Annotated in this window: 18 protein-coding genes; 6 read left to right on the plus strand and 12 right to left on the minus strand. The window is 40.5% G+C overall.

Annotated features, from left to right (window positions below):
• Window positions 1-20 precede the first annotated feature (20 nt).
• From LVD17_RS08545 to LVD17_RS08585, 9 genes are all read right to left on the minus strand, one after another.
• Window positions 21-392 carry a VOC family protein gene (locus LVD17_RS08545; protein ID WP_233766115.1) on the minus strand — a complete coding sequence of 124 codons (372 nt, stop codon included), beginning with the start codon at window positions 390-392 and terminating at the stop codon, window positions 21-23.
• Window positions 393-527: 135 nt separating this feature from the next.
• The gene (locus LVD17_RS08550; protein ID WP_233766116.1) at window positions 528-1,964 is read right to left on the minus strand and encodes a hypothetical protein; all 1,437 of its coding nucleotides are present in this window, start codon (window positions 1,962-1,964) and stop codon (window positions 528-530) included.
• Window positions 1,961-2,446, minus strand: a complete 486-nt coding sequence (locus LVD17_RS08555; protein WP_233766117.1) for a hypothetical protein — start codon at window positions 2,444-2,446, stop codon at window positions 1,961-1,963. The genes LVD17_RS08550 and LVD17_RS08555 overlap by 4 nt, the downstream gene beginning before the upstream one ends.
• A gap of 270 nt (window positions 2,447-2,716) precedes the next feature.
• Complete coding sequence (locus LVD17_RS08560) at window positions 2,717-3,721, minus strand: hypothetical protein (RefSeq protein ID WP_233766118.1); 1,005 nt, start codon at window positions 3,719-3,721, stop codon at window positions 2,717-2,719.
• Between the two features lie 248 nt (window positions 3,722-3,969).
• Entirely contained in the window at window positions 3,970-4,500 is a 531-nt protein-coding gene (locus LVD17_RS08565; RefSeq protein WP_233766119.1) for a hypothetical protein, read from the minus strand.
• A gap of 258 nt (window positions 4,501-4,758) precedes the next feature.
• Window positions 4,759-5,331, minus strand: coding sequence for a hypothetical protein (locus LVD17_RS08570; protein WP_233766120.1), 573 nt, complete (start codon window positions 5,329-5,331; stop codon window positions 4,759-4,761).
• Between the two features lie 140 nt (window positions 5,332-5,471).
• Window positions 5,472-6,923: an N-acetylmuramoyl-L-alanine amidase gene (locus LVD17_RS08575; RefSeq protein ID WP_233766121.1), complete on the minus strand. Its 1,452-nt coding sequence runs from the start codon at window positions 6,921-6,923 to the stop codon at window positions 5,472-5,474.
• 192 nt (window positions 6,924-7,115) lie between these two features.
• On the minus strand, window positions 7,116-8,144 hold the full coding sequence (locus tag LVD17_RS08580; protein ID WP_233766122.1) for a SanA/YdcF family protein: 1,029 nt from the start codon (window positions 8,142-8,144) through the stop codon (window positions 7,116-7,118).
• Window positions 8,145-8,328: 184 nt separating this feature from the next.
• Entirely contained in the window at window positions 8,329-9,498 is a 1,170-nt protein-coding gene (locus LVD17_RS08585) for a CNNM domain-containing protein (protein ID WP_233766123.1), read from the minus strand.
• Window positions 9,499-9,628: 130 nt separating this feature from the next.
• Here LVD17_RS08585 and LVD17_RS08590 point away from each other — a divergent pair, with 130 nt between their 5' ends.
• The 6 genes from LVD17_RS08590 to LVD17_RS08615 all read left to right on the plus strand — a co-directional run bounded on the left by LVD17_RS08590 (window position 9,629) and on the right by LVD17_RS08615 (window position 16,378).
• Window positions 9,629-11,587, plus strand: a complete 1,959-nt coding sequence (locus LVD17_RS08590) for a peptidylprolyl isomerase (protein WP_233766125.1) — start codon at window positions 9,629-9,631, stop codon at window positions 11,585-11,587.
• Window positions 11,588-11,630: 43 nt separating this feature from the next.
• Window positions 11,631-12,773 (plus strand): 5-(carboxyamino)imidazole ribonucleotide synthase, encoded by a 1,143-nt coding sequence (locus LVD17_RS08595; RefSeq protein WP_233766127.1) that lies wholly within the window; start codon window positions 11,631-11,633, stop codon window positions 12,771-12,773.
• Window positions 12,774-12,776: 3 nt separating this feature from the next.
• Window positions 12,777-13,298 (plus strand): 5-(carboxyamino)imidazole ribonucleotide mutase, encoded by a 522-nt coding sequence (purE, locus tag LVD17_RS08600; protein WP_233766129.1) that lies wholly within the window; start codon window positions 12,777-12,779, stop codon window positions 13,296-13,298.
• Between the two features lie 134 nt (window positions 13,299-13,432).
• The gene (locus tag LVD17_RS08605) at window positions 13,433-14,149 is read left to right on the plus strand and encodes a sulfotransferase-like domain-containing protein (RefSeq protein WP_233766131.1); all 717 of its coding nucleotides are present in this window, start codon (window positions 13,433-13,435) and stop codon (window positions 14,147-14,149) included.
• 1 nt (window position 14,150) lies between these two features.
• Complete coding sequence (locus LVD17_RS08610) at window positions 14,151-15,062, plus strand: aminotransferase class IV (protein WP_233766133.1); 912 nt, start codon at window positions 14,151-14,153, stop codon at window positions 15,060-15,062.
• A gap of 41 nt (window positions 15,063-15,103) precedes the next feature.
• A complete protein-coding gene (locus LVD17_RS08615; protein WP_233766134.1) occupies window positions 15,104-16,378 on the plus strand; it encodes a hypothetical protein in 1,275 nt (424 codons plus the stop codon).
• A 1-nt stretch (window position 16,379) separates the two neighbouring features.
• Here LVD17_RS08615 and LVD17_RS08620 read toward each other — a convergent pair whose 3' ends face one another.
• The 3 genes from LVD17_RS08620 to LVD17_RS08630 form a co-directional block, all read right to left on the minus strand.
• Window positions 16,380-17,354, minus strand: coding sequence for a TerC/Alx family metal homeostasis membrane protein (locus LVD17_RS08620; protein WP_233766135.1), 975 nt, complete (start codon window positions 17,352-17,354; stop codon window positions 16,380-16,382).
• A 159-nt stretch (window positions 17,355-17,513) separates the two neighbouring features.
• Entirely contained in the window at window positions 17,514-17,924 is a 411-nt protein-coding gene (locus LVD17_RS08625) for a Fur family transcriptional regulator (protein ID WP_233766136.1), read from the minus strand.
• A gap of 8 nt (window positions 17,925-17,932) precedes the next feature.
• Window positions 17,933-19,729, minus strand: a complete 1,797-nt coding sequence (locus LVD17_RS08630; protein ID WP_233766137.1) for an ABC transporter ATP-binding protein — start codon at window positions 19,727-19,729, stop codon at window positions 17,933-17,935.
• Window positions 19,730-19,884 lie beyond the last annotated feature (155 nt).

Raw genomic sequence — 19,884 nt, forward strand, 5'->3', positions numbered from 1 at the left:
TCACTCCATCTTTTGAAGGTCTAAACGTGCTGGTCAACAAGAATAGCGTTGCCATCCGGGTCAAGTACCACAAAGCTTGCCGGACCGGTAGTAGTTTCATCGGCTTCGCTTTCCAGTTTTATTCCCTTGCCTTTTAGCTCCTTTTGAATCGATCTGACATCATCAAAGTCCTTAAGTTTATTGGCATTGGTATCCCAACCCGGATTAAAGGTGAGAATGTTGTTTTCAAACATACCCTGGAAGAGCCCAATCAACGAGCCTTCATTTTTCATGATCAGATAATTTTTTTCTACATCTCCCGCAAAGACCATAAAACCAAGGTTTTCATAAAACCGCTTTGAGGCATTGATATCTTTAACACTGAGACTTATGGAGAAGGCGCCTAATTTCATAGTTGTTGGTGGTTCGTTGTTACTAAGGTTGTTAATAAAGATAATGAAAGTGCGATTAAAAGACCAACACACAATGTCTTTAGCTAAATGCAACCTTGACTGATGGATTTAAGAGTTTTTACAGATTCGAAATATTTACTTAAATCCTTTAAGGTCGATACTTTCCTCGTTAACCAAACTATCCGAAAAGTTGAGGGAATGACCTTTTTCCCATACCACTTTCATTATTGTATCCTTTGAAATTGAATAGCTGATATTTTCAATAAATCTCTGTTCCTCGCTTCCCCTCCAATTTTTTTCGTATACCATTTCAAATTGTCGGGGTAAAGTCCACCGACCGACCCAAAGTGCTCCCCAGGTATCACCAGCATCCCCTCCTGATTTTTCTCCAATTATTAAATATTTGTTTGGGCTTATTCTGATGAGTGTATCTAAAGAGACCCCACCTATACCTACCGAAACACTACTATTTAAAATCGCAGATAACCTATAACCATCCTGCTGTTTATCCCAAACAGATATTAGATGATTAACCGACTCAAAGCCGAAATCCCTGAAAACAGCCAATGTTTTATCTCCATAATCCTTAAAATCCCTTGTAGTGCCAAAATAAGGAAGCTCACCAATTCTCAGGATTAGTGGCCTTTCGAGATTTGCCGTTTTGTCAATTCTAAGAAAGCGGTCATTTATTATTTTTCCTGTTTTATCTGTTTGAACTGTTACTAATATATGATCATCTGTTTGATAGGGCACTAATTGAGATTCCGTTATAACAAGTGAAGAATCTACTCTAAACTCTACTCCATAATTCTCGAAAATTCTTTGCACTGAATCCATCCCATAGAATATAACCTGATCAAGTAGTTGATCGTTGTTTAAAGCCCCAAAAGATATTTTTTTGTTTTTAATTTCAGTTAACAATGCTCTTAAATCCGATAGCTTTTCATCATATGTGCTTTGATAATGAGATTCCCTTTGTTCAGTCTCATTACTCGCCGAAATCTTGCTATGATATTCTACTAGAGCCGCTATTATTCCTTCTAAATATTCCCGGTAGGGTTCCTCCGTATTTCTAAACATAACGGGTATATCTTTAAGCAGTGCATAAACCTGATCATTCAGCGGGGGACTATAGTAATTTAAAGATGCATAACTGCTGTCTCCTTGTTGCAAAAATATACCGGTAATCTGGTCATCTTCACTAGCTTCAAATCTACGGGCACTAAATAAAAACCCATACTTGCCTCTTATGGTGTATGATGTTTGAGGGTCACTTACAGCCCTGTCTACCAATTCTATAATAGCATCGGAATCCCTGGAGATTACAAAGTGGTACCTAATAGTTGCAGTGTCGTCAAAGCATAGGGTCAGGTTATACTTCATGCCATTTTCTTCGGTACTGTAGAATATAACACGGTCGCTTTGACTCAATTCCCCGGTTACAGAATTATTGCCCGAAGCAGGCGAGCTATTAGCTTCTCCAAATACACCATCAGATTTGTGATGGATAATAAAGGCTACAATTAGTAACGTCAATAGTAAAGCCGTCCATAAATAATACTTCTTACTCATATCCTGAAAAATAGAAGTTTTAAATCATTGGTAAGAGTAGTAAACTTTGATGTAAATGCATTTTTTGCCTCCTCTACCTCAGCAACAGCATGAGTCTCTTCTCTTCCAGCTTTTTTAGGCCAAATGTGAAAACCCCCTGTGCAAAAAGAGTCCCAAATCTTTTTGGAGGCCTCAGCTCCAAACTCCTTGGGGGTGGCTTCATTCAACTCCCAGGAACCCCAAATACCATTCTCATCGATATCCCCTTGGTAAAAGACCTGATGCGTTCCGTACGATTTTGTCAGTGTTGCTTTAAACGTTTCTATATTGTAGGTTCCTTTCCAGGTATATGGCGCTACATCGTCTGTACCATGACCAATGATAATGGAATCTTGAAAAATTAATTCACAATCCATTTTATGTCGGGTAGTGTTTTTCTTGTAGCAATAAAAGCCGCTCCAGCTTCCACTGGGTAGTAAGTGGTGTGTTTCTTTGTTATGCATTTAATTTCAAGTTAACAGGTCTGCTTAGTTTTTAAAAGGATAATCGCTTTGCGATTGCTTCTTAGACCTGACGCTAAGGTGATGTACTTTTAAATAAACTTTCTGATATTCATCACAAAACCTAAACCTTCGACAATTCAGCTGCTCCAAAGTATAATTGTCAAAATATTCAAGAAAAGTTTCATGTTGGTTTTTCACATATCCAATGTAGAATGCATGCTTTGTGCTTTGATCATGGAAGTGGCCTTATAATCCAATTGCATTTTCCTTTTAATTCTTTTGCCTGGTTATCTCCTCCACCAAGCTCACTACTTTGGCATTTGAGCTTCCATAGCTGACTATTTTTACATCCAATGGCGTGTTCTGAAATTTTGAAAGTGCCTTAGCGATGGAGTCCGTTATCCATTGTGTTTCGTTGCCAAAAGCACCGCCGCCTACCAATGTTAAAAAAACTTTAGGGCAGCCTGTTTTTTCAAGGTTAATTAATGCCGCATAGCATGTGGCCTCGTAAGAAGTTTCGAGTATCAGCCGGGCAAACCGTTCCCAATACATTGGTTCTATGCTGGTATATGCTACAGGAAGCGCAGAGCAGTAAGCCTGGGATACCATTTGACGGGTGTCTGTCAATGTTACCTCGGTTTGCCACTGGAGCCCAATTTTCAGTTTATCTTTCAAGGCTCCTTTGAAGTCATCACTAGATTTGGCAAGCACCGAATTTATTTTGAGCAGGCCCTCCTGACTCAGTAGTGCATAGCCATTGTTCATTTCCCAAAACTGGGATTCTTCATTACCCAACGCTTTGCCAATCAGCTCAAGGCAGTCGATCTGGTTGTCTGATGACTGCCCTGTCCGTCCATTTACCCGAGCAAAGTAATTTCTGTAGATGGAGCCAGCCCCACAGGCAATAGCGCAGGCCGGGCCTTGAGTAAAGTCATGCTCATAGCCATCAACCCCCTGCTCCGGGGTAACATGCGGGCCTGTCATTTCCAGCAGATTGAACTGAGATGCTGCCTGAATTAAGGCATTTGCATTGTTGACGTTAAGATGGATTTGCTGAACATTCGCAACAACTTCCGAAACCATTATGCGGCCGTCAAAATTATCTAATGGTGGTGTCTGGGCCTTTAATTCTTTCAAAGTAGGTACCTGAAGTTCACCATGCCGGTATGATTTACCATTGACTTTTGAAGTCATATTATTCCCTTCGATTAAAAGGTGCTCTCTTACATATGCAGGAGAGATCTCATCAAATCCGGTAAGCTTTTTAAACCACATAATTGAATAAAAATTTACTCAGGTAAAACAAATGAATATTCTTTTAAAACGGACCAGGCTGAAAAACTAGAGGGCAAATGGATCAGAAAATAAAACATGCGAAGTGAAGCATACTTTTGAAAATCCGTAACCTTGTCTATTGTTATTGTATGCTAGTTTGCCTTTTGCTTTTGCCGATTGTATTAACAACAGTCTGTCATACACAGCTGCGAAAAATTAGCGGCTTACCAGATATCCCGCCTGAACCTTTAAAACCTCTTTTTATACCAGTTGGTGTACGCTGTATTTCCTATCATGGCCGGGCCGGGAAAATTGGTGAATTCCCTGCAATATCCAGAGGCCAAATCTTGCTCTCCATACACATCGTAGGGTATTATAGTGTACAATGGAGCAGCTTTAGCCTCTTTTTCGTTATAGCCCCAGGCGTAATTCATAGTGATGATGATCTCGTCTTCCGATATATAAGCAAGAGGAGCCTTCACATCAGGCCCATCAGCTTTATAAGGAATCCTGGCGATTCGCTTAACATTAGCCTTAACGCTAAAATACTGTGGGTTCCATTCACAAGTCACAATCTCTGTTGACAATACTTCTATGAGGTAAACTTCTGTTGCGTACTCCCCTTCAAAGTCGCAGCAATCACAATAATCCAACAAGTATGGGTTTGATGCCAGGTACTCCTGAATCTGCTCAGTCTGTTCAAGCGTCATGTTGTCCCACGGGTCTACCCATGAAAGTGTTGGACATATCAAGAGCAGTATAAGAAAGACGTTTTTCATTTCACATATTTTTTAGAGTGATAATTTAAAAGCTCTTTGTAAATCTCTATTTTTCTAATGACACCAAAATACAACTTATGTTAAATTATTTATGATTTAGTTTTCATTTATGTGATTCAGTAGCCATCCAAATTTAAAATCGGGTTTAGAGAAATTCAGTAATTCAACTTTTCGTAATTATGATACCGCCTTAAAAAAGACACCCGATAGCCGTTAAGCCATCGGGTGAACATTAAAAAATAAAACTACCTGATTAAGTTATCTTCGTTTTAAAGTGCTGCGGCCGCCTCCAAGCTCGGGTAAACCAAGGGCTGCTTTCACTTCATTATAATCTGCCACATTGAGTCTTCCGCCTGTATCCCAGAACTCTCCCGGAACAACTACTACCCGGGCTATCCATTCATCGGTGTCGGATGCAGTGAGGTTATCCAAAGGAAATTCGGCGTCAAGGAATAGTTCTACATCAAACTTTGTGAAATCGAAATTGTACTGTAGCATTCCGTTTTCTGTAATTATTGTCTGGGGCAAGGCTCTCCATATCTCATTGCCGTCTTCATCTACCTCCCAGAGCAAATAAACCAGCGCCACATCAGAATCATAACCTTCAAAGTCCTCAGGATATGATAACAGTACTTTATAATCTGGCGCTGTAAAGTTTATATCGGTATATTCAAATACATATCCACTCTCTCCGGGGGCTCCTTCAGGACCTTGTGGACCCTGTGGGCCTTGCGGGCCTACCGGTCCGGGAATACCATCATCATCTCCAACATAACATGACCCTAATGAGAGCATGATAAGCAAGGCGGGAAGTAGTACAAATTTTTTCATAGCCAATAATGTTTGATTACATAGTATGGCCACCAAACATTAGGCCACTTTTTTTATCCTCATAAAAAAAGTCTTAAACAGGCCAAAAAAGAAGATTTTATAAAAAAAAGAGGCGCTTAAAGCACCTCTTTTTTCAGTTTTTAATTACCGTCTTTATCTTCCTGATCCTCTTCTTGTTCCTTGATATCTTCTTTAAACTCCTTTTCATCACCGAAGTCATCCGAATACAGGGCATCCAATTGTTTAGACAGTTCCTGATTGTATTTCAACCAGTCCTGAATAGCACTGAAATAAACCAGTGCTACATCCTTTACCCTGCTGCTGGTCTTAATGCCTTTAACCGTCAGGTCCTTTTTGCCCAAAAGGGGCATTTCAGTTTTGTTGTCCTGATAAAGTGCTTCCGAGTAAGCTATTGGCCCTTCCACTACCCTTGTTAAGTAGAGGTTTCTATGGTATACTCCCTCAGACCTGTCTGACAGAATAGAGTAGCGTTTTGCGAAATCAAAATTATTGTCTTTAGGTAAGGCGTCAACTTTCAGATCATCGTTAAGCGCCTTAATGATATTGCTGGCAAATACATCTGATCCCTCCAGATCATGTGAAACCAACAGTCTCAACAGCTCAAACCGCTGATCCAGGCCGTCCTGCCCATCTATTTCAACTCCCAGAAACGAACCAGGAATAAATACCATGCTGTAATTCTCATTTACAGGAGGCAGATAAAGGTCTCCATATCTTTGGCCACCCTCACTCGCATTGTAGTGTATTACAAGGGTAAGATCCGGCTCAAACTCATTGATCTTCTGGCCTCTGGCCACGAAGTCTTTATTTCTAAATACATCATGAAACATCATGAAGTCCGGAGCTTCGCCACTCATGAGATATTCAAATTTTTCACGATTATACCAGTCTTCTTTATACCCCTGAACAATGTCCTTTTTATAATCTGTCTTTATCCATTCGTTATAATTCATACCAAAGGCACTCTTGCCATAGTCATGAGTCAGCATAACTTTTGCACCCTTCTTTTCAAGCATCTCTTTTAGTACAAGGGCCGTGGTGTAGGCGAGGTTAGCTTCAAAAAACTCAATATCCTGTTTCTGATTGAAGTATTTACCTTCTGCGCGCACATATCGCTGCTCCAGTTTTGCTTCATCAAAGGTAGAAGCAATATGGCCCGGATCCAGGGCAATTTTCAGTCCTCTCCACTCACTAACCGGATAAATTGCAGGGTTAACGTGGGTATCTTTTACACCATAGAAGTAGTGCGACCCCTTTCTGTTTAATATATCAATGATCTCCTCATCCGTCTGTTTTTCAAGCATTTCGTTGAAATGAGGCATTTCCCTCCAGTAGAGGATAAATTCCGGCTTATTTACTTTCTGACTTGTTGGGTAAATATACAGCCCGCGGTCGTTGACGAGAACATTATCAAAGCACTCTGCCTCTTTGCATAAAAACTGCAGGTTTTTGGTCACACGATCCATGTAAAACTTTTTTACAGGTATGGGCTCTATTTTCTGTGATTTAACCTGCCCGATGGTAATGGTGAAAAGCCCAATTAGAATAGCTATCGAAAGTGATTTTTTCATGTTTGTACGTTAATTGTTAACTGCAACGCGTAATTCGCAAACAACCTTTTGCCCCATCTCAACGATGATTTGACCATACAGGTTTTTACTTATTTCATGGTTAACCGTATTAATAAATAAACTTTTAAAAAATTTGGCCAATATCAAAGATATAGCCTCAAAAGATGTTAAAAAATAATCGGAAACCTATCTTTATTTGCCAAAATCAAAAGCATCATAAGACAGATATACAGCCATACTCAAATATATGAGTATAAAAGAAATTAACACCAGATCCTGCTGACCAAAAGTTAATTGTCTGCGCACTCCGGTAGAGCCAAATTCAGGCTGAGTATTCAGAACCATAATATCCAGGATCATTTTTGGAACAGCTAAATGCTCCCTTACAAACATAGCCATATTCATATCTCCGTCAGCGGCATATCCAATTGCGTCAACACCAAAGAACCAGGAAAGAAATAAGGCCCGCTGTAAATGAAACCCCTGACTCACCACCAGAACGTTTTGTAACCCAAAGAGTCTTTTTGATCTGACTATCGAATCCAGTGTTCTGAATCCGGCAAAATCAAGTTTTATAATGCTTTGAGGTATGCCTCTTTTTATAAGGCTGCGCATCATATCTCTCGGTTCGTTGTAATTTTCCTTACTGTTATCTCCACTTATCAAAATAGTTGAAACATATCCCTTTTCATACAGCTCCACAACGGCATTGATCCTGTTCGTATAGTATAGGTTCTCGCTTACACCATCCTGAAGATATTTATTAGTCCCCAGCAACAGGACAGTATATTTTCGTTCGGCTATATTCTCTATTTTACTGGCAATTCTAATGTTTGAATAAAAATCTACAACCAGATTGGCCATAAAAATAAAAAACAGGGTAGTGAAAACTAAACTCAATACCCGCTTGCCAAACCAGAGCATGCCATCCAGTACAAATTTACCTGAATAGAACTTGTTAAGTCTGTATAGCAAAAAGTGATCCACCACACTATGCATAATAAGTATGGAGGCCGCTAAAAATACAAAGCCCAGTATATTCCAGCTATCAATATGATCAAGATAGCCGGATAAGTCATCCAGTACTGATGATACTGTTTTTGTGCCCTGATTTAGGTCCGAAATAAGGGTGCCTATATCACTGTAGTAAAACGGGAGCATAAAAAGTGCTATCAATAAAAACAGCACTCCCATAAAAATTAAAAACTTGAGTCCTTTCATTTAAATTATTGGCAAGGAAAGCGTTGAGTTCACATATACCAACCAGACAACGGGCTCGAAATATAGTAAATATTGGTTCCAGTATCCATCTAAAACGGATATTATATAAATGTTAATTTTTCTAAACCGTGTCCGGCGATCTTCAGGCCTTTATTTCAGTTCCGGAATAACATTTTGCCAAAGACTACTCGCTGTTTTTTTCCTTGCTTATGGTATCACCTGACTGTTCTTCGAGCGGCGGCTGGCCCCCTGTAATGCCATACCTGGCTACATTGTCTCTACTATTATCCTCCTCTTCATTCTGTTCGTAAGAAATAATGCCAACCTTCAGAGCGCGTGTTCTCCATTTTTTCCTTGCATAGGCCTGCATATCCTCCACGCTGTCATACTCATCCATGATCTCCATACCTAAAACTGTTTCCATTACATCTTCCATAGTAACCAGACCTGATATACTTCCAAACTTATCCGTAGCCAGAGCGATATGTTCTTTACTTTCTACAAATTTATCAAGAATAAAGGGCAGTCTCATTTCTTTGTTAACTACTATGATGTCACGTTTTATCTCACTGAGGTTCATTTCATGATTATCCTCAGCCATCTCGGTGAGCACATCATTTTTATGCACGAACCCCGTGATGTCATCACGATTTTTGCTATAGGTCGGTATGCGGGAAAATTTTTTAAACTCAGGGTCCTGATAAAGATCGGCTATCGTCTTTTCCTCCTGAGCCATGACCATTACTGTGCGGGGTGTCATAATATCTTCAACCACAATATTTCTAAAGCGGATCATGTTTTTTAACATTTTTGATTCCATTTCATAAAACACTCCCTCTTTATGCCCGATATCCGCCATGGCCGATACCTCTGCCCTACTTATAGAAACTTTTTCTTTATTGCCTGATAGCAGGTACGTTATCCCTTTAGATAATAACACAAGTGGATACATCAGCCAGATGAGAACATTTAATGTTTTGGCTGTAAAGGCTCCTAGTGATCTCCAGTATGTAGCTCCAAGTGTTTTGGGTATGATCTCTGAAAAAACCAGTATTAATAAAGTAAGCACCGCTGAAACCACACCCAGATATTGATTTCCAAATACTTCAGCTGCCTGGGCACCAACACCGGCAGCACCTACTGTATGGGCAATTGTATTAAATGATAAAATAGCCGCCAGGGGTTTGTCAATATTTTCTTTCAAAGCGCTAAGCCGTTTTTGAAGCGAATGCCGACCTTCGTCTTTTAAAGCTTCTATATAGGATGGTGTAATACTAAGGAGAACTGCTTCTAAAATGGAGCATAAGAAAGACACCAGTATAGCGATGGCAAGGTATAAAAAAAGTAGTATCATATAGTCGTATCTATAAAGTCAACAGCATTTTTCATTTAAATGTTAAAAAATCCAGCTCATCTCTGTTACAAGGAGCAAAAAATCATTTACAAAGTATGATTATATTTGGCGTTTCATCAATAGAACATTCATGAGCAAATTTCTTAACAATCTATACACCTCTGGCTGGGTTTTGCTGCTAATATGTATAATCGCTGCATGTCAGGCTAAAGTAGAAAAACCAAGGGATATATCCCTCAATAAATATACTGATTCTGTACTATCGCAAATTTATGATTATCAGGACAAAAGGGATACCAAAAGCCTTTTAGATTATTTCAATCATGATAACGCGGCGTACCGATGTGCTGCGGCCGAAGCTTTTGGGTCTGTACAGGATAGCCTGGCCATACCCATGTTGGGACAACTTCTTTATGATAGTTCATTGCAGGTAAGAAAAGCTGCGGCATATGCTTTGGGCCAAAGCTACGATAGCAGCGCAGTTGCGCATCTCGCTGGTGCCCTTCAAAATGAGGACAGTGTCTACGTTCGAAGAGAGCTTCTGGAAGCGCTCGGCAAAGTGGTTACACAATCTCAGATACAAGTTCTTTACAACCAAACTGACACAAGTTCTAAAGAAAAGGAGGGCATGGCGTGGGGGCTTTACCGCGCCGGGCTTAGAAATGTACATGATGGTATAGCCACGCAATTGGCAATAACATTACTCGAAGCCTCAAACAGCTATGAAACAAGGTTAGGTGCTGCGCATTTTCTGGCCAGAAGCAGAAATCTGGACCTAAAAAAGGCACAAGAGGAGGCCATTGTCAAAGTGGCCACTCAGGATATTTCCCCTAATATTCGCATGGCAGCTACATCAGCTTTACGAAACATACAAACTGAGCTGGTAAGAAAAACCCTGGCCGAGTTGGCCTCCAAAGATGGCGATTACAGGGTAAGGATTAATGCGCTCAGGGCTCTTGCGGCATTTGATTTCAACAGTATCAGCTCCATTCTATATAAATGTTTAAAGGATGAAAATCTTCATGTTGCTATTACAGCTGCCGGCATCATTGATGCCAGTACCCCGTCCGACAATGGGGCTTTAGTTACAGAAATGGCCTTAAATGCTGACCGATCAAAGATAAAAGCGCTCCTATTAGGAACGGCATTGAGGCTGGCTGAAGGCAAAACTGACTTGATGGAAAGAATAAAATTACTATATGAAGAGAGTAATGATCCATACTTTAAAGCAGATCTGCTTTCCGCTCTGGCAAATGCACTGATATCTTATGAATTCCTGATCACCAAAACATATTCAGAAAAGCACCCTGCTATTACCACCGCCGGAATATCTGCCTTGGCTACCTTACAAGGCACATCAGACTTCCCAAAAGAGCTTCAACCAGCCTTTGCGGATGTCTTCAAACAGGCTATTGAATCCGGAGATATAGCTATGATTGCAATTACTTCAGAGGTGCTGGCAAACCCTGAGTATAATTTTAAGGAAGTGTTTGACAGTGTTAGGTTCTTGCATCGTGCCAAAGGTCGCTTATCTCTTCCAAAGGATAACGAAGTCTTGCAGGCACTTAATAAGGCTATTGCATACTTCGAAGATACTGCTGTAGAAGAAGTTACGAACGAGTATAACCATCCAGTTGACTGGGAACTGGTGAAATCGTTACCAAAAGATCAAAAAGTTGTGGTAGAAACAGAAAAGGGAAGCATACAGCTCCGCTTATTGGTAGAAGAAGCACCCGGTTCGGTAGCTAACTTTGTAGCTCTGGCACAAAAAGGATATTTCAATGGTAAAAACTTTCACCGCGTGGTGCCAAACTTTGTAGTACAGGGAGGTTGTAACCGTGGTGACGGGTATGGAGGTGAGGATTATTCAATCCGATCTGAGCTGGCAAATCTCCGATACGGGGAAGGCGCCGTAGGTATGGCCTCTGCCGGCAAAGATACGGAAGGTACACAGTGGTTTATTACACACTCTCCCACGCCACATTTAGATGGAAGATATACTATATTTGCGCAGGCAACAGATGGTCTGGATGTGGTACACCATCTTCAGGTAGGAGATACTATCCGATCTGTTAGCTTGGTTAAATAATTATTAGTAATAGTAAAGCCGGTCGGCTATAAAAAATTTTTCAATGTCTCAAAGATCTATACAGGCTGAAAAACTAGGCATACTTGGTGGTGGTCAACTGGGCAGAATGCTTATCCAGTCAGCACTTGATTTCAATCTGGATATCAAAATCCTCGACCCTGATGAAAACGCTCCATGTAGAAAGGTGGCCGGTGAATTTGTTGTTGGTAAGCTGACTGATTTTGAAACAGTTTATAACTTCGGAAAAAACTGCGATGTTATTAGCATTGAAATAGAAAACGTCAATACTGATGCATTAAAAAAGCTGCAGGCAGAAGGCAGGAAAGTTTTCCCACAACCCGATGTTATTGAGCTGATTCAGGATAAGAGGACACAAAAGCAGTTTTACAAAGAAAACAACATTCCCACAGCTGAGTTCGTGCTCACCGAAAACCGAAATGATGTACGTAATCATAAAAGTTTTCTTCCTGCTGTAAATAAGTTAGGGAAAGAAGGGTATGATGGTCGCGGGGTGCAGATTTTAAGATCTGAAAGTGACCTGGATAAGGCATTTGATGCCAAAGGGTTGCTTGAAAAGTTGATCAACTTTAAAAAAGAAATAGCTGTAATCGTTGCCCGTAATGAAAAGGGAGAGGTTACATCTTTTCCTCCGGTGGAGCTTGTATTCCATCCCGAAGCTAACCTGGTGGAGTACCTTTTTGCCCCGGCAGAAATATCTGAATCCGTGGCCCTTGAGGCTGACTCCATAGCAAAAAAGGTAATCTCAAAGCTTGATATGGTGGGGTTACTGGCGGTGGAAATGTTTGTAGATCAGGAAGACCATGTGCTGGTCAATGAAGTAGCTCCACGTCCGCACAATAGCGGTCACCAAACCATTGAGGCTAATTACACGTCACAGTATGAGCAACATTTAAGGGCCATTTTTGATTTACCACTTGGCAATACAGAAGCTCTGATCCCTTCGGCCATGGTTAACCTGCTGGGCGAAGACGGATATACTGGCCAGGCCAAATATGAGGGGCTTGATGATGTCATGCGACAAAAGGGTATCCATATACACTTATACGGTAAAAAACTGACAAAGCCATTTAGAAAAATGGGGCACGTAACCATTATTGATGAGGATATTATCGCCTTAAAAGAGAAAGTTAATTTTGTAAAACAAACCTTAAAAGTGATCGCATAAATTATGAACAAACCGGTAGTAGGAATAATTATGGGTAGCCAATCAGACCTGAGAGTAATGAAGGAAGCTGCCGAAATACTTGAAGAGCTCAAAGTAGAGTATGAGCTGACTATTGTGTCGGCCCATCGTACCCCTGATCGTATGGTTGATTACGCTCGTTCGGCACGCTCAAGAGGTTTGAAAGTAATAATAGCCGGAGCCGGAGGGGCAGCCCATTTACCGGGGATGGTTGCATCAATGACCACCCTTCCTGTAATAGGTGTTCCGGTGAAGTCGAGCAATTCGATCGATGGCTGGGACTCCGTACTATCCATTCTTCAGATGCCCGGAGGCATTCCTGTAGCCACCGTTGCTCTGGATGGCGCAAAAAATGCCGGTATACTGGCCGCGGAAATTATAGGCTCTTTTAATGAATCTATCGCCAAAAACCTGGAGAAATATAAAGAAGAACTCAAGGAAAAAGTATTAAAAACCGCAGAGAGTATAGAGGCAAAAGGCTGGAGAGGAAGTAAAATAGGCTTCTAAATTTTCGTGGTTTTTTGTGTTGACCTTAAAAATTCAGCGCATAGTATTACAAAATTACGTTAGACTTTTGAGAAGTGTGGGGCATGCATCATAGAGCTATTGTATATTCTATACCTTTTTAATAGCTTTCCGCAATGAAAATTTTATCTCTATGGTCCGGTCCGCGCAATGTATCCACGGCCTTAATGTATTCATTTGCGCAGCGCCCGGATACCAAAGTAGTGGACGAACCACTCTATGCTCACTACTTATTCCGAACCAACGCAAACCACCCCGGAGAGCAGGAAGTACTTAATAATATGGAAAATGACGGTACCAAAGTTCTCAATCAACTTCAAAAACTTAGGACGGATCATAGTATTGTTTTCTTAAAGAATATGGGGCATCATTGGATAGATCTTGACGAAAGGCTGCTAGACAACATGGAGCACGTATTTCTAATCAGAGACCCCAAAGAAATGCTGCCTTCATTGATCAATCAGCTGAAGGACCCTGTATTGCGGGATACGGGGCTGAAAGTGCAGAAGGATTTATATGACATACTAACGAAACGGGGTAAAAGCGCGCCGGTAATAGATGCCAAACTTCTGCTTACCGATCCACAAAATGTTTTGCAAAAAGCTTGTAATGCATTGAATATTCCTTTTTACCCGGAAATGTTGAAGTGGGAAAAAGGACCAAGGACAGAGGATGGTGTTTGGGCCAAATACTGGTATCACCGTGTACACCAATCAGAGGGCTTTACTCCTTATGAAGATAAGAAAGAGCCTTTTCCAAAGCACCTTGAGCCTCTACTTGAAGAATGTGAACCTTATTATAAATTTCTATACCAAAAAGCTATAAAAATCTGATATGCTAAATATTCAACTTCCAGACGCAAGAAATGAGAATATACTCATCAATATAGATGGCAAACTTTATCCCAGGGAAGAGGCCAAGGTATCTGTATTCGACAGTGTAGTCCAGGGCGGTGATGCCGTATGGGAAGGCCTGAGGATATACGATGGGAAGGTATTTATGCTTGAAGAGCATATTGATCGCCTTATTGCTTCCGCAAAAGCTATGGCATTCGCAGAAATTCCTTCCAGGGAATCTGTAAAGGAAGAGATCTTTAAAACCCTGAATGCAAACCGAATGTACGATGAAAGTCATATCAGGCTTACTTTGACCCGAGGCAAAAAAATAACTTCAGGAATGAGTCCTCATTTTAATCAGTATGGCCCAACACTCATTGTACTGGCAGAATGGAAAAAACCTGTATATAATACTGAGGGCATAAAATTAATAACCTCTTCTATCAGAAGGAATCCTCCGCAGTGTATTGATTCCAAGATCCACCACAATAACCTGATCAACAATATACTGGCTAAAATTGAAGCAAACCTGGCCGGTGTAGATGATGCTGTCATGCTTGACGTGGATGGCTTTGTATCGGAAACAAACGCAACAAATATATTTTTTGTGAATAACGGCTCTGTGAGGACTCCCTTTGCAGACAGTTGCCTGCCTGGGATAACCCGACGAAACGTTATAAAGCTAGCCAAAGCCAATGATATTGAAATCGAAGAAAAACGATTATCAATAGCAGAAATGTACATCTCTGATGAGGTTTTCGTTACAGGTACTATGGGAGAAATATCTCCGGTCTTGAATATTGACGGGCGAACCATAGGCTCGGGTAAAAAGGGAGAGGTAACGAACAGAATACTTTCTCTTTATCGAGAAAAGGCTAAAAATGAAGGCGTTATTATTCCTCGATACTAATATTGCTCGGATTTTAAGATAAAACTATTTAAATTCTGTCTATGAATCCTTCGAAAAAGGGCTGGCTCAAAGAGTTTCTGCACTATAGAAAGAATCTGTTCGTAAGGTCTAAAGAGTTTGAGAAAACCAAAAAGGGCCAACATCCCGACCAGTCTTTTTACGGCATGATCCAACCAACGGGTATTATGTATGGGTATCCTGTACATGTATATGATCTGGAATTGGATTACGGATGGAAAAAGCTCGACACCGTCAAGGTCTTATTGGCTGATAGCTTTATCAATATTGCAGAATTATACGCCTCCGCCCCTGTAGATACTGCCGATGCCTTCTACCGGCTGATGTACGAAACTATGGACAGTGTCAACCATTTTTACAACGCCGTCTACCCTGAGATTTCTACCTCGTTTACAAATTGGCTAGGCCAGAAAAAAGATGTGCTCCTGATAACTGAAAAAATCCTGGATAAACGGCTGGATATTATTTTTAAGAAAAGCAGCAATTTCTGGACTGATTTCTTCAATCATAGCCAGCTGTTTCTTGATATTTACATTTTCGGACAATGGAGCCATACTAATCCTGATCGTGTTTTGCTGGAGTTTTTTAAGGATGAAAAAGAAGAACTTAGCTACACCGCCGTAAAGGTAATGGCCGCAGCAGCCCATGCCAATAAGCATGTGGAAAGCGAGGAAGAAAAGCTGTTTGAACATTTTATAGAAAACTCAGGTCTTCCGGCAGAGAAAAGGCGTGTTGCTAATGAATATTTTGGGCATGGACTCGCCATTCAGGATATCTCGGTGGCAGAGTCCGATCCCTGGGTAATCAGAAAGTACTTTCTGGAGCTGGCTATCCTCACAGTATGGTCTGATAAAATGGTTGAGGAGATCGAGTGGGAATTTCTAAACAACTTTAACCGATCATTAGGTTTTTCAGGGGAGGATTTTGACAGCAGTATGATTGCCGTCGAGGGGTTTGTGCTTCAAAACTGGCATCAACTCGATAGTCTCCAGCTCAAAAAAGACCACCAGGCTATTAGCGAGGATTATGTCGGGCGCATAGCCAGAATTACTGAAAAGTACATAAACAGGATAAAGCTTGAAATGTCGGATGATCATGAACTGATTGAGATTTTAAGAAAGGGTAAGGTATCAGAACTTTCAAAAGATGAAAAGGAGATACTCCGTCACAAATTTATAGGAATACTGAAAGCCATTCCCAGCTTTAGGGTTATTGCGCTGCCTAAAGATTTTCTATCCTACGAAATTCTTCTGAGGGTTATTCCAAAAAGTGTTATAGCAGAAATGGCAGGCGGCTGATTTATTTACCCGACTCCGATTTGGGAATAACCAGAGACATGATAATAGACGCAGTAAGCGTCACTATAATAACAGTGAAAGAGATCACAATATCTATATGAATGTTTATTATCTCCAGTAGCATTTTAGCACCAATAAAAATCAGTATAAATGAAAGCCCCTTTTGAAGAAGATAAAATTTATCTATAATGCCTGCCAGCAGGAAGAACTTAGCCCTTAAACCCAGCACTGCAAAAATATTTGAAGTATAAATAATGAATTCGCTCTGCGTAATAGCAAAGGCGGCAGGGATAGAGTCAACCGCAAAAATGAGATCGGTAGTCTCAATCAACAATATAACCAGAAACAGAGGGGTGAATAGGATAGCGCCCCCTTTTTTTACCACAAACCTTCCTCCAAAGTCACTTTTTGTAATCTTAAGATATTTTCTTGCAAACCTTAACAATGGATTTTTACCAGGATCAATATCTTCATCTTCTCCCTCAAAGAATATTTTAATGCCGGAGTAAACAAGAAATACTCCAAAAATGTATAGTATCCAGTAAAATTGCCCGATCAGATATGCTCCTACGAAAATAAATATCGCCCTGAAAACTAGCGCGCCAAGAATTCCCCAGAACAGGATGTTATGGTAGTATTCTTCCTTTACGTGGAAATACCTCAGTATCAAGAGTATTACAAAAATGTTATCAACAGAAAGGGCATATTCAGTGAGATAAGCAGAGAAATAGGTCAGGGCTTTGGTAGCCCCTCCGTCATACAGATAGATCAGGTAACCAAAGGCCACAGAAATTACCACCCAAAAAATGGATTGATAGAGGGCCGATTTTGTAGAAATGCGATGTGCCTTTTTATTAAAAACACCAAGGTCTATAATAAGGAATAGCAGTATGACCACACCGAATACGGCGAAAAGTAAGGACTCATGTGTATTATCAAAAAGAGCAAAAAGGAACATACCCTGTGCACCTCCCACCGGAGTAATTAAAATTTAAATCAAAGGGTAACAACATCTCAAAAAGAACAAATTATTACCAACTATATCCTAGCAAAACTACAAAAATTAACCAATCAAAATATCACATAAATGGTTATTTTGTGAATTCATTAAATACTAGCCAATATAACATATTAATTAGTTACATTGATCACATATACCCTGAATTAATATATTTTTTTGGTTTGCTTTAAACCCTGCCGGCAGGCTGATTTCGGGAATTTGTATTTTGTCGAGACATTGTGTCTGGCCACATTGCTCGCACTTGAAATGAACATGTTCGTGGTTATGTTCTTCCTTTGAACACTCGCTACACAACGCGTATTTGGTAACCCCCTCATCATCAAGCACCTTATGAATTAAGCCTTTATCCAAAAATGTTCTGAGCGTACGGTATACCGTCACCCGGTCGAAAGACTGATCCACCTGATGTTCTATATCAGAGTGAGATAATGCATGTTCGTTGTTGAGAAGTAATGTAAGGACCTCTGCTCTGCAAGGAGTGGATTTTAGTTTGAAATTATTCAGTACATTTTTAAGGTCCATCATTTTAAGTTTTAAGTAAGTTGAAACTGAAGCCTTAACAGATAACTATATATACCATCATCATAGGCTGATAGTTCCTCATGGGTTCCCGTCTCTACAATTTCCCCTTCTTTTACCACAAAAATTTTATCAGCTTTTCTAATGGTAGCTAATCTATGTGCTATGATAATTGTTGTCCGATCCTTCATCAGTTCATCCAAAGCCTCTTGAACCAATACTTCCGATTCAGCATCAAGTGAACTGGTGGCCTCATCAAGAATAAGGAGCGCCGGGTCCTTCAATATTGCCCTGGCAATGGCTATACGCTGCCTCTGGCCACCTGAAAGTTTGATGCCCCTGTCGCCTACTACCGTCTCAAGACCTTCAGGAAAACTCTCAATAAAGTTATACGCGTTAGCTTTACGGGCAGCCTCCTCTATTTCCACATCCGTAGCATTTGGCTTGCCATAGGCTATATTCTCGCGAATGGTACCTCCAAACAAAATTACTTCCTGGGGCACTATACCAACATTCTGCCTATAGTAAGTCAAGTCATAATCAGCTATATTATGCCCATCAACTTCTATTGTACCATTAGTGGCATTATAAAAACGCATAAGCAACTGTATGATGGTCGACTTTCCGGCACCACTAGGCCCCACCAGCGCCACTTTTTGGCCTGCACTAATGTTCAATTCCAACCCTTTCAGTACTTTAAGTTTTTTTCTGGATGGATACGCAAAGTATACGTCGTTAAACGAGATGTTCCCTTGCAACTTACCCTCTCCAACAATACCTCGTGTAGTTTCAACTTCTTCATTGATAATTTCAAGAACACGCTCTGATGCGCCAATGGCACGCTGCAAGTGTCCGTAAATATCACCAAGCCCCGCTATTGAACCGCCAATAAAAGTAGTATATAAAACAAAAGACAATAACCCTCCGATTGTCATCACATCATCAGCAACAAGATTGGCCCCATACCACATAACACCCACTATACCTCCAAACAGCGCAAATATGACAAATGAAATAAACCCGCCACGATATTTGGCGGCTCTTATGGCAGTATTAACCGTATCTGTTAAAGCCTGTCCATATCTTTTTATCTCAAGCCCTTCATTGGTGTAAGCCTTTACGGTATTTACAGAGTGCAAAGTTTCTTCTACTACTACATTGGCTGCTGCAAGCTTGTCCTGGGTCGACTTTGAGAGGTTCCTGATAAACTTTCCAAAAAAAAGTGCCGCAATGATCAGTATCGGAAAAGTTGCCAGCATAAAAACCGTGAGTCTCGGTGCCAGATATAGTATGATCCCTGTTCCAATTAACAACGTTGCAATCTGACGAAATAGCTCTGCCAGTGTTACTGAAAAAGTATCCTGGAGCATTGATACATCTGAAGTAATTCTGCTGATCAGTTCTCCTACCCGTCGGCTATCAAAAAATTTTACCGGCAGGGTTATTAGTTTGCTATAGGTCGACAACCTCACATCGGCCATAGACCTTTCACTTACCTGGGCAAACAAATAAACTCTGAAAAAAGAAAAAATACTTTGAGTCAATAACACGCCTATCAAGGCCAGGGTAACTTCATTGATACTACTTAGTATCCAGCTTTCCCCACTGGCAACGTCTATTAGCTTACCTGCCAGAAAAGGAAAGGCCAGAAGTATAGTGCTGCTAAAAAAAAGACAGATCATACCAAGTATAAAAATACCCTTGTAGGGAAGAGTATACTTGAATATGCCTATTAACTTTTTAAAGTTAGTCTTGTTGAGCTTTCTTTTTTCCTCAGCATTCAGAGGGCTTTTTCCTCTTCGTTTCGCCATTACAATCCGTTATTACGCCTAATGTAACCTATAAAACCGCAAATCTATCCAGATAAAGCTTCTTAGACTAATTTCTAAATAAAAATCACCGAAGTAGCGCGTGATAACTTTCTGCGTTTTATTTTTTTAGCCTAACTTTAGCCATCGCAAAATAA

The sequence above is a fragment of the Fulvivirga ulvae genome (assembly GCF_021389975.1).
In the GTDB taxonomy this organism is placed as follows: Bacteria; Bacteroidota; Bacteroidia; order Cytophagales; family Cyclobacteriaceae; genus Fulvivirga; species Fulvivirga ulvae.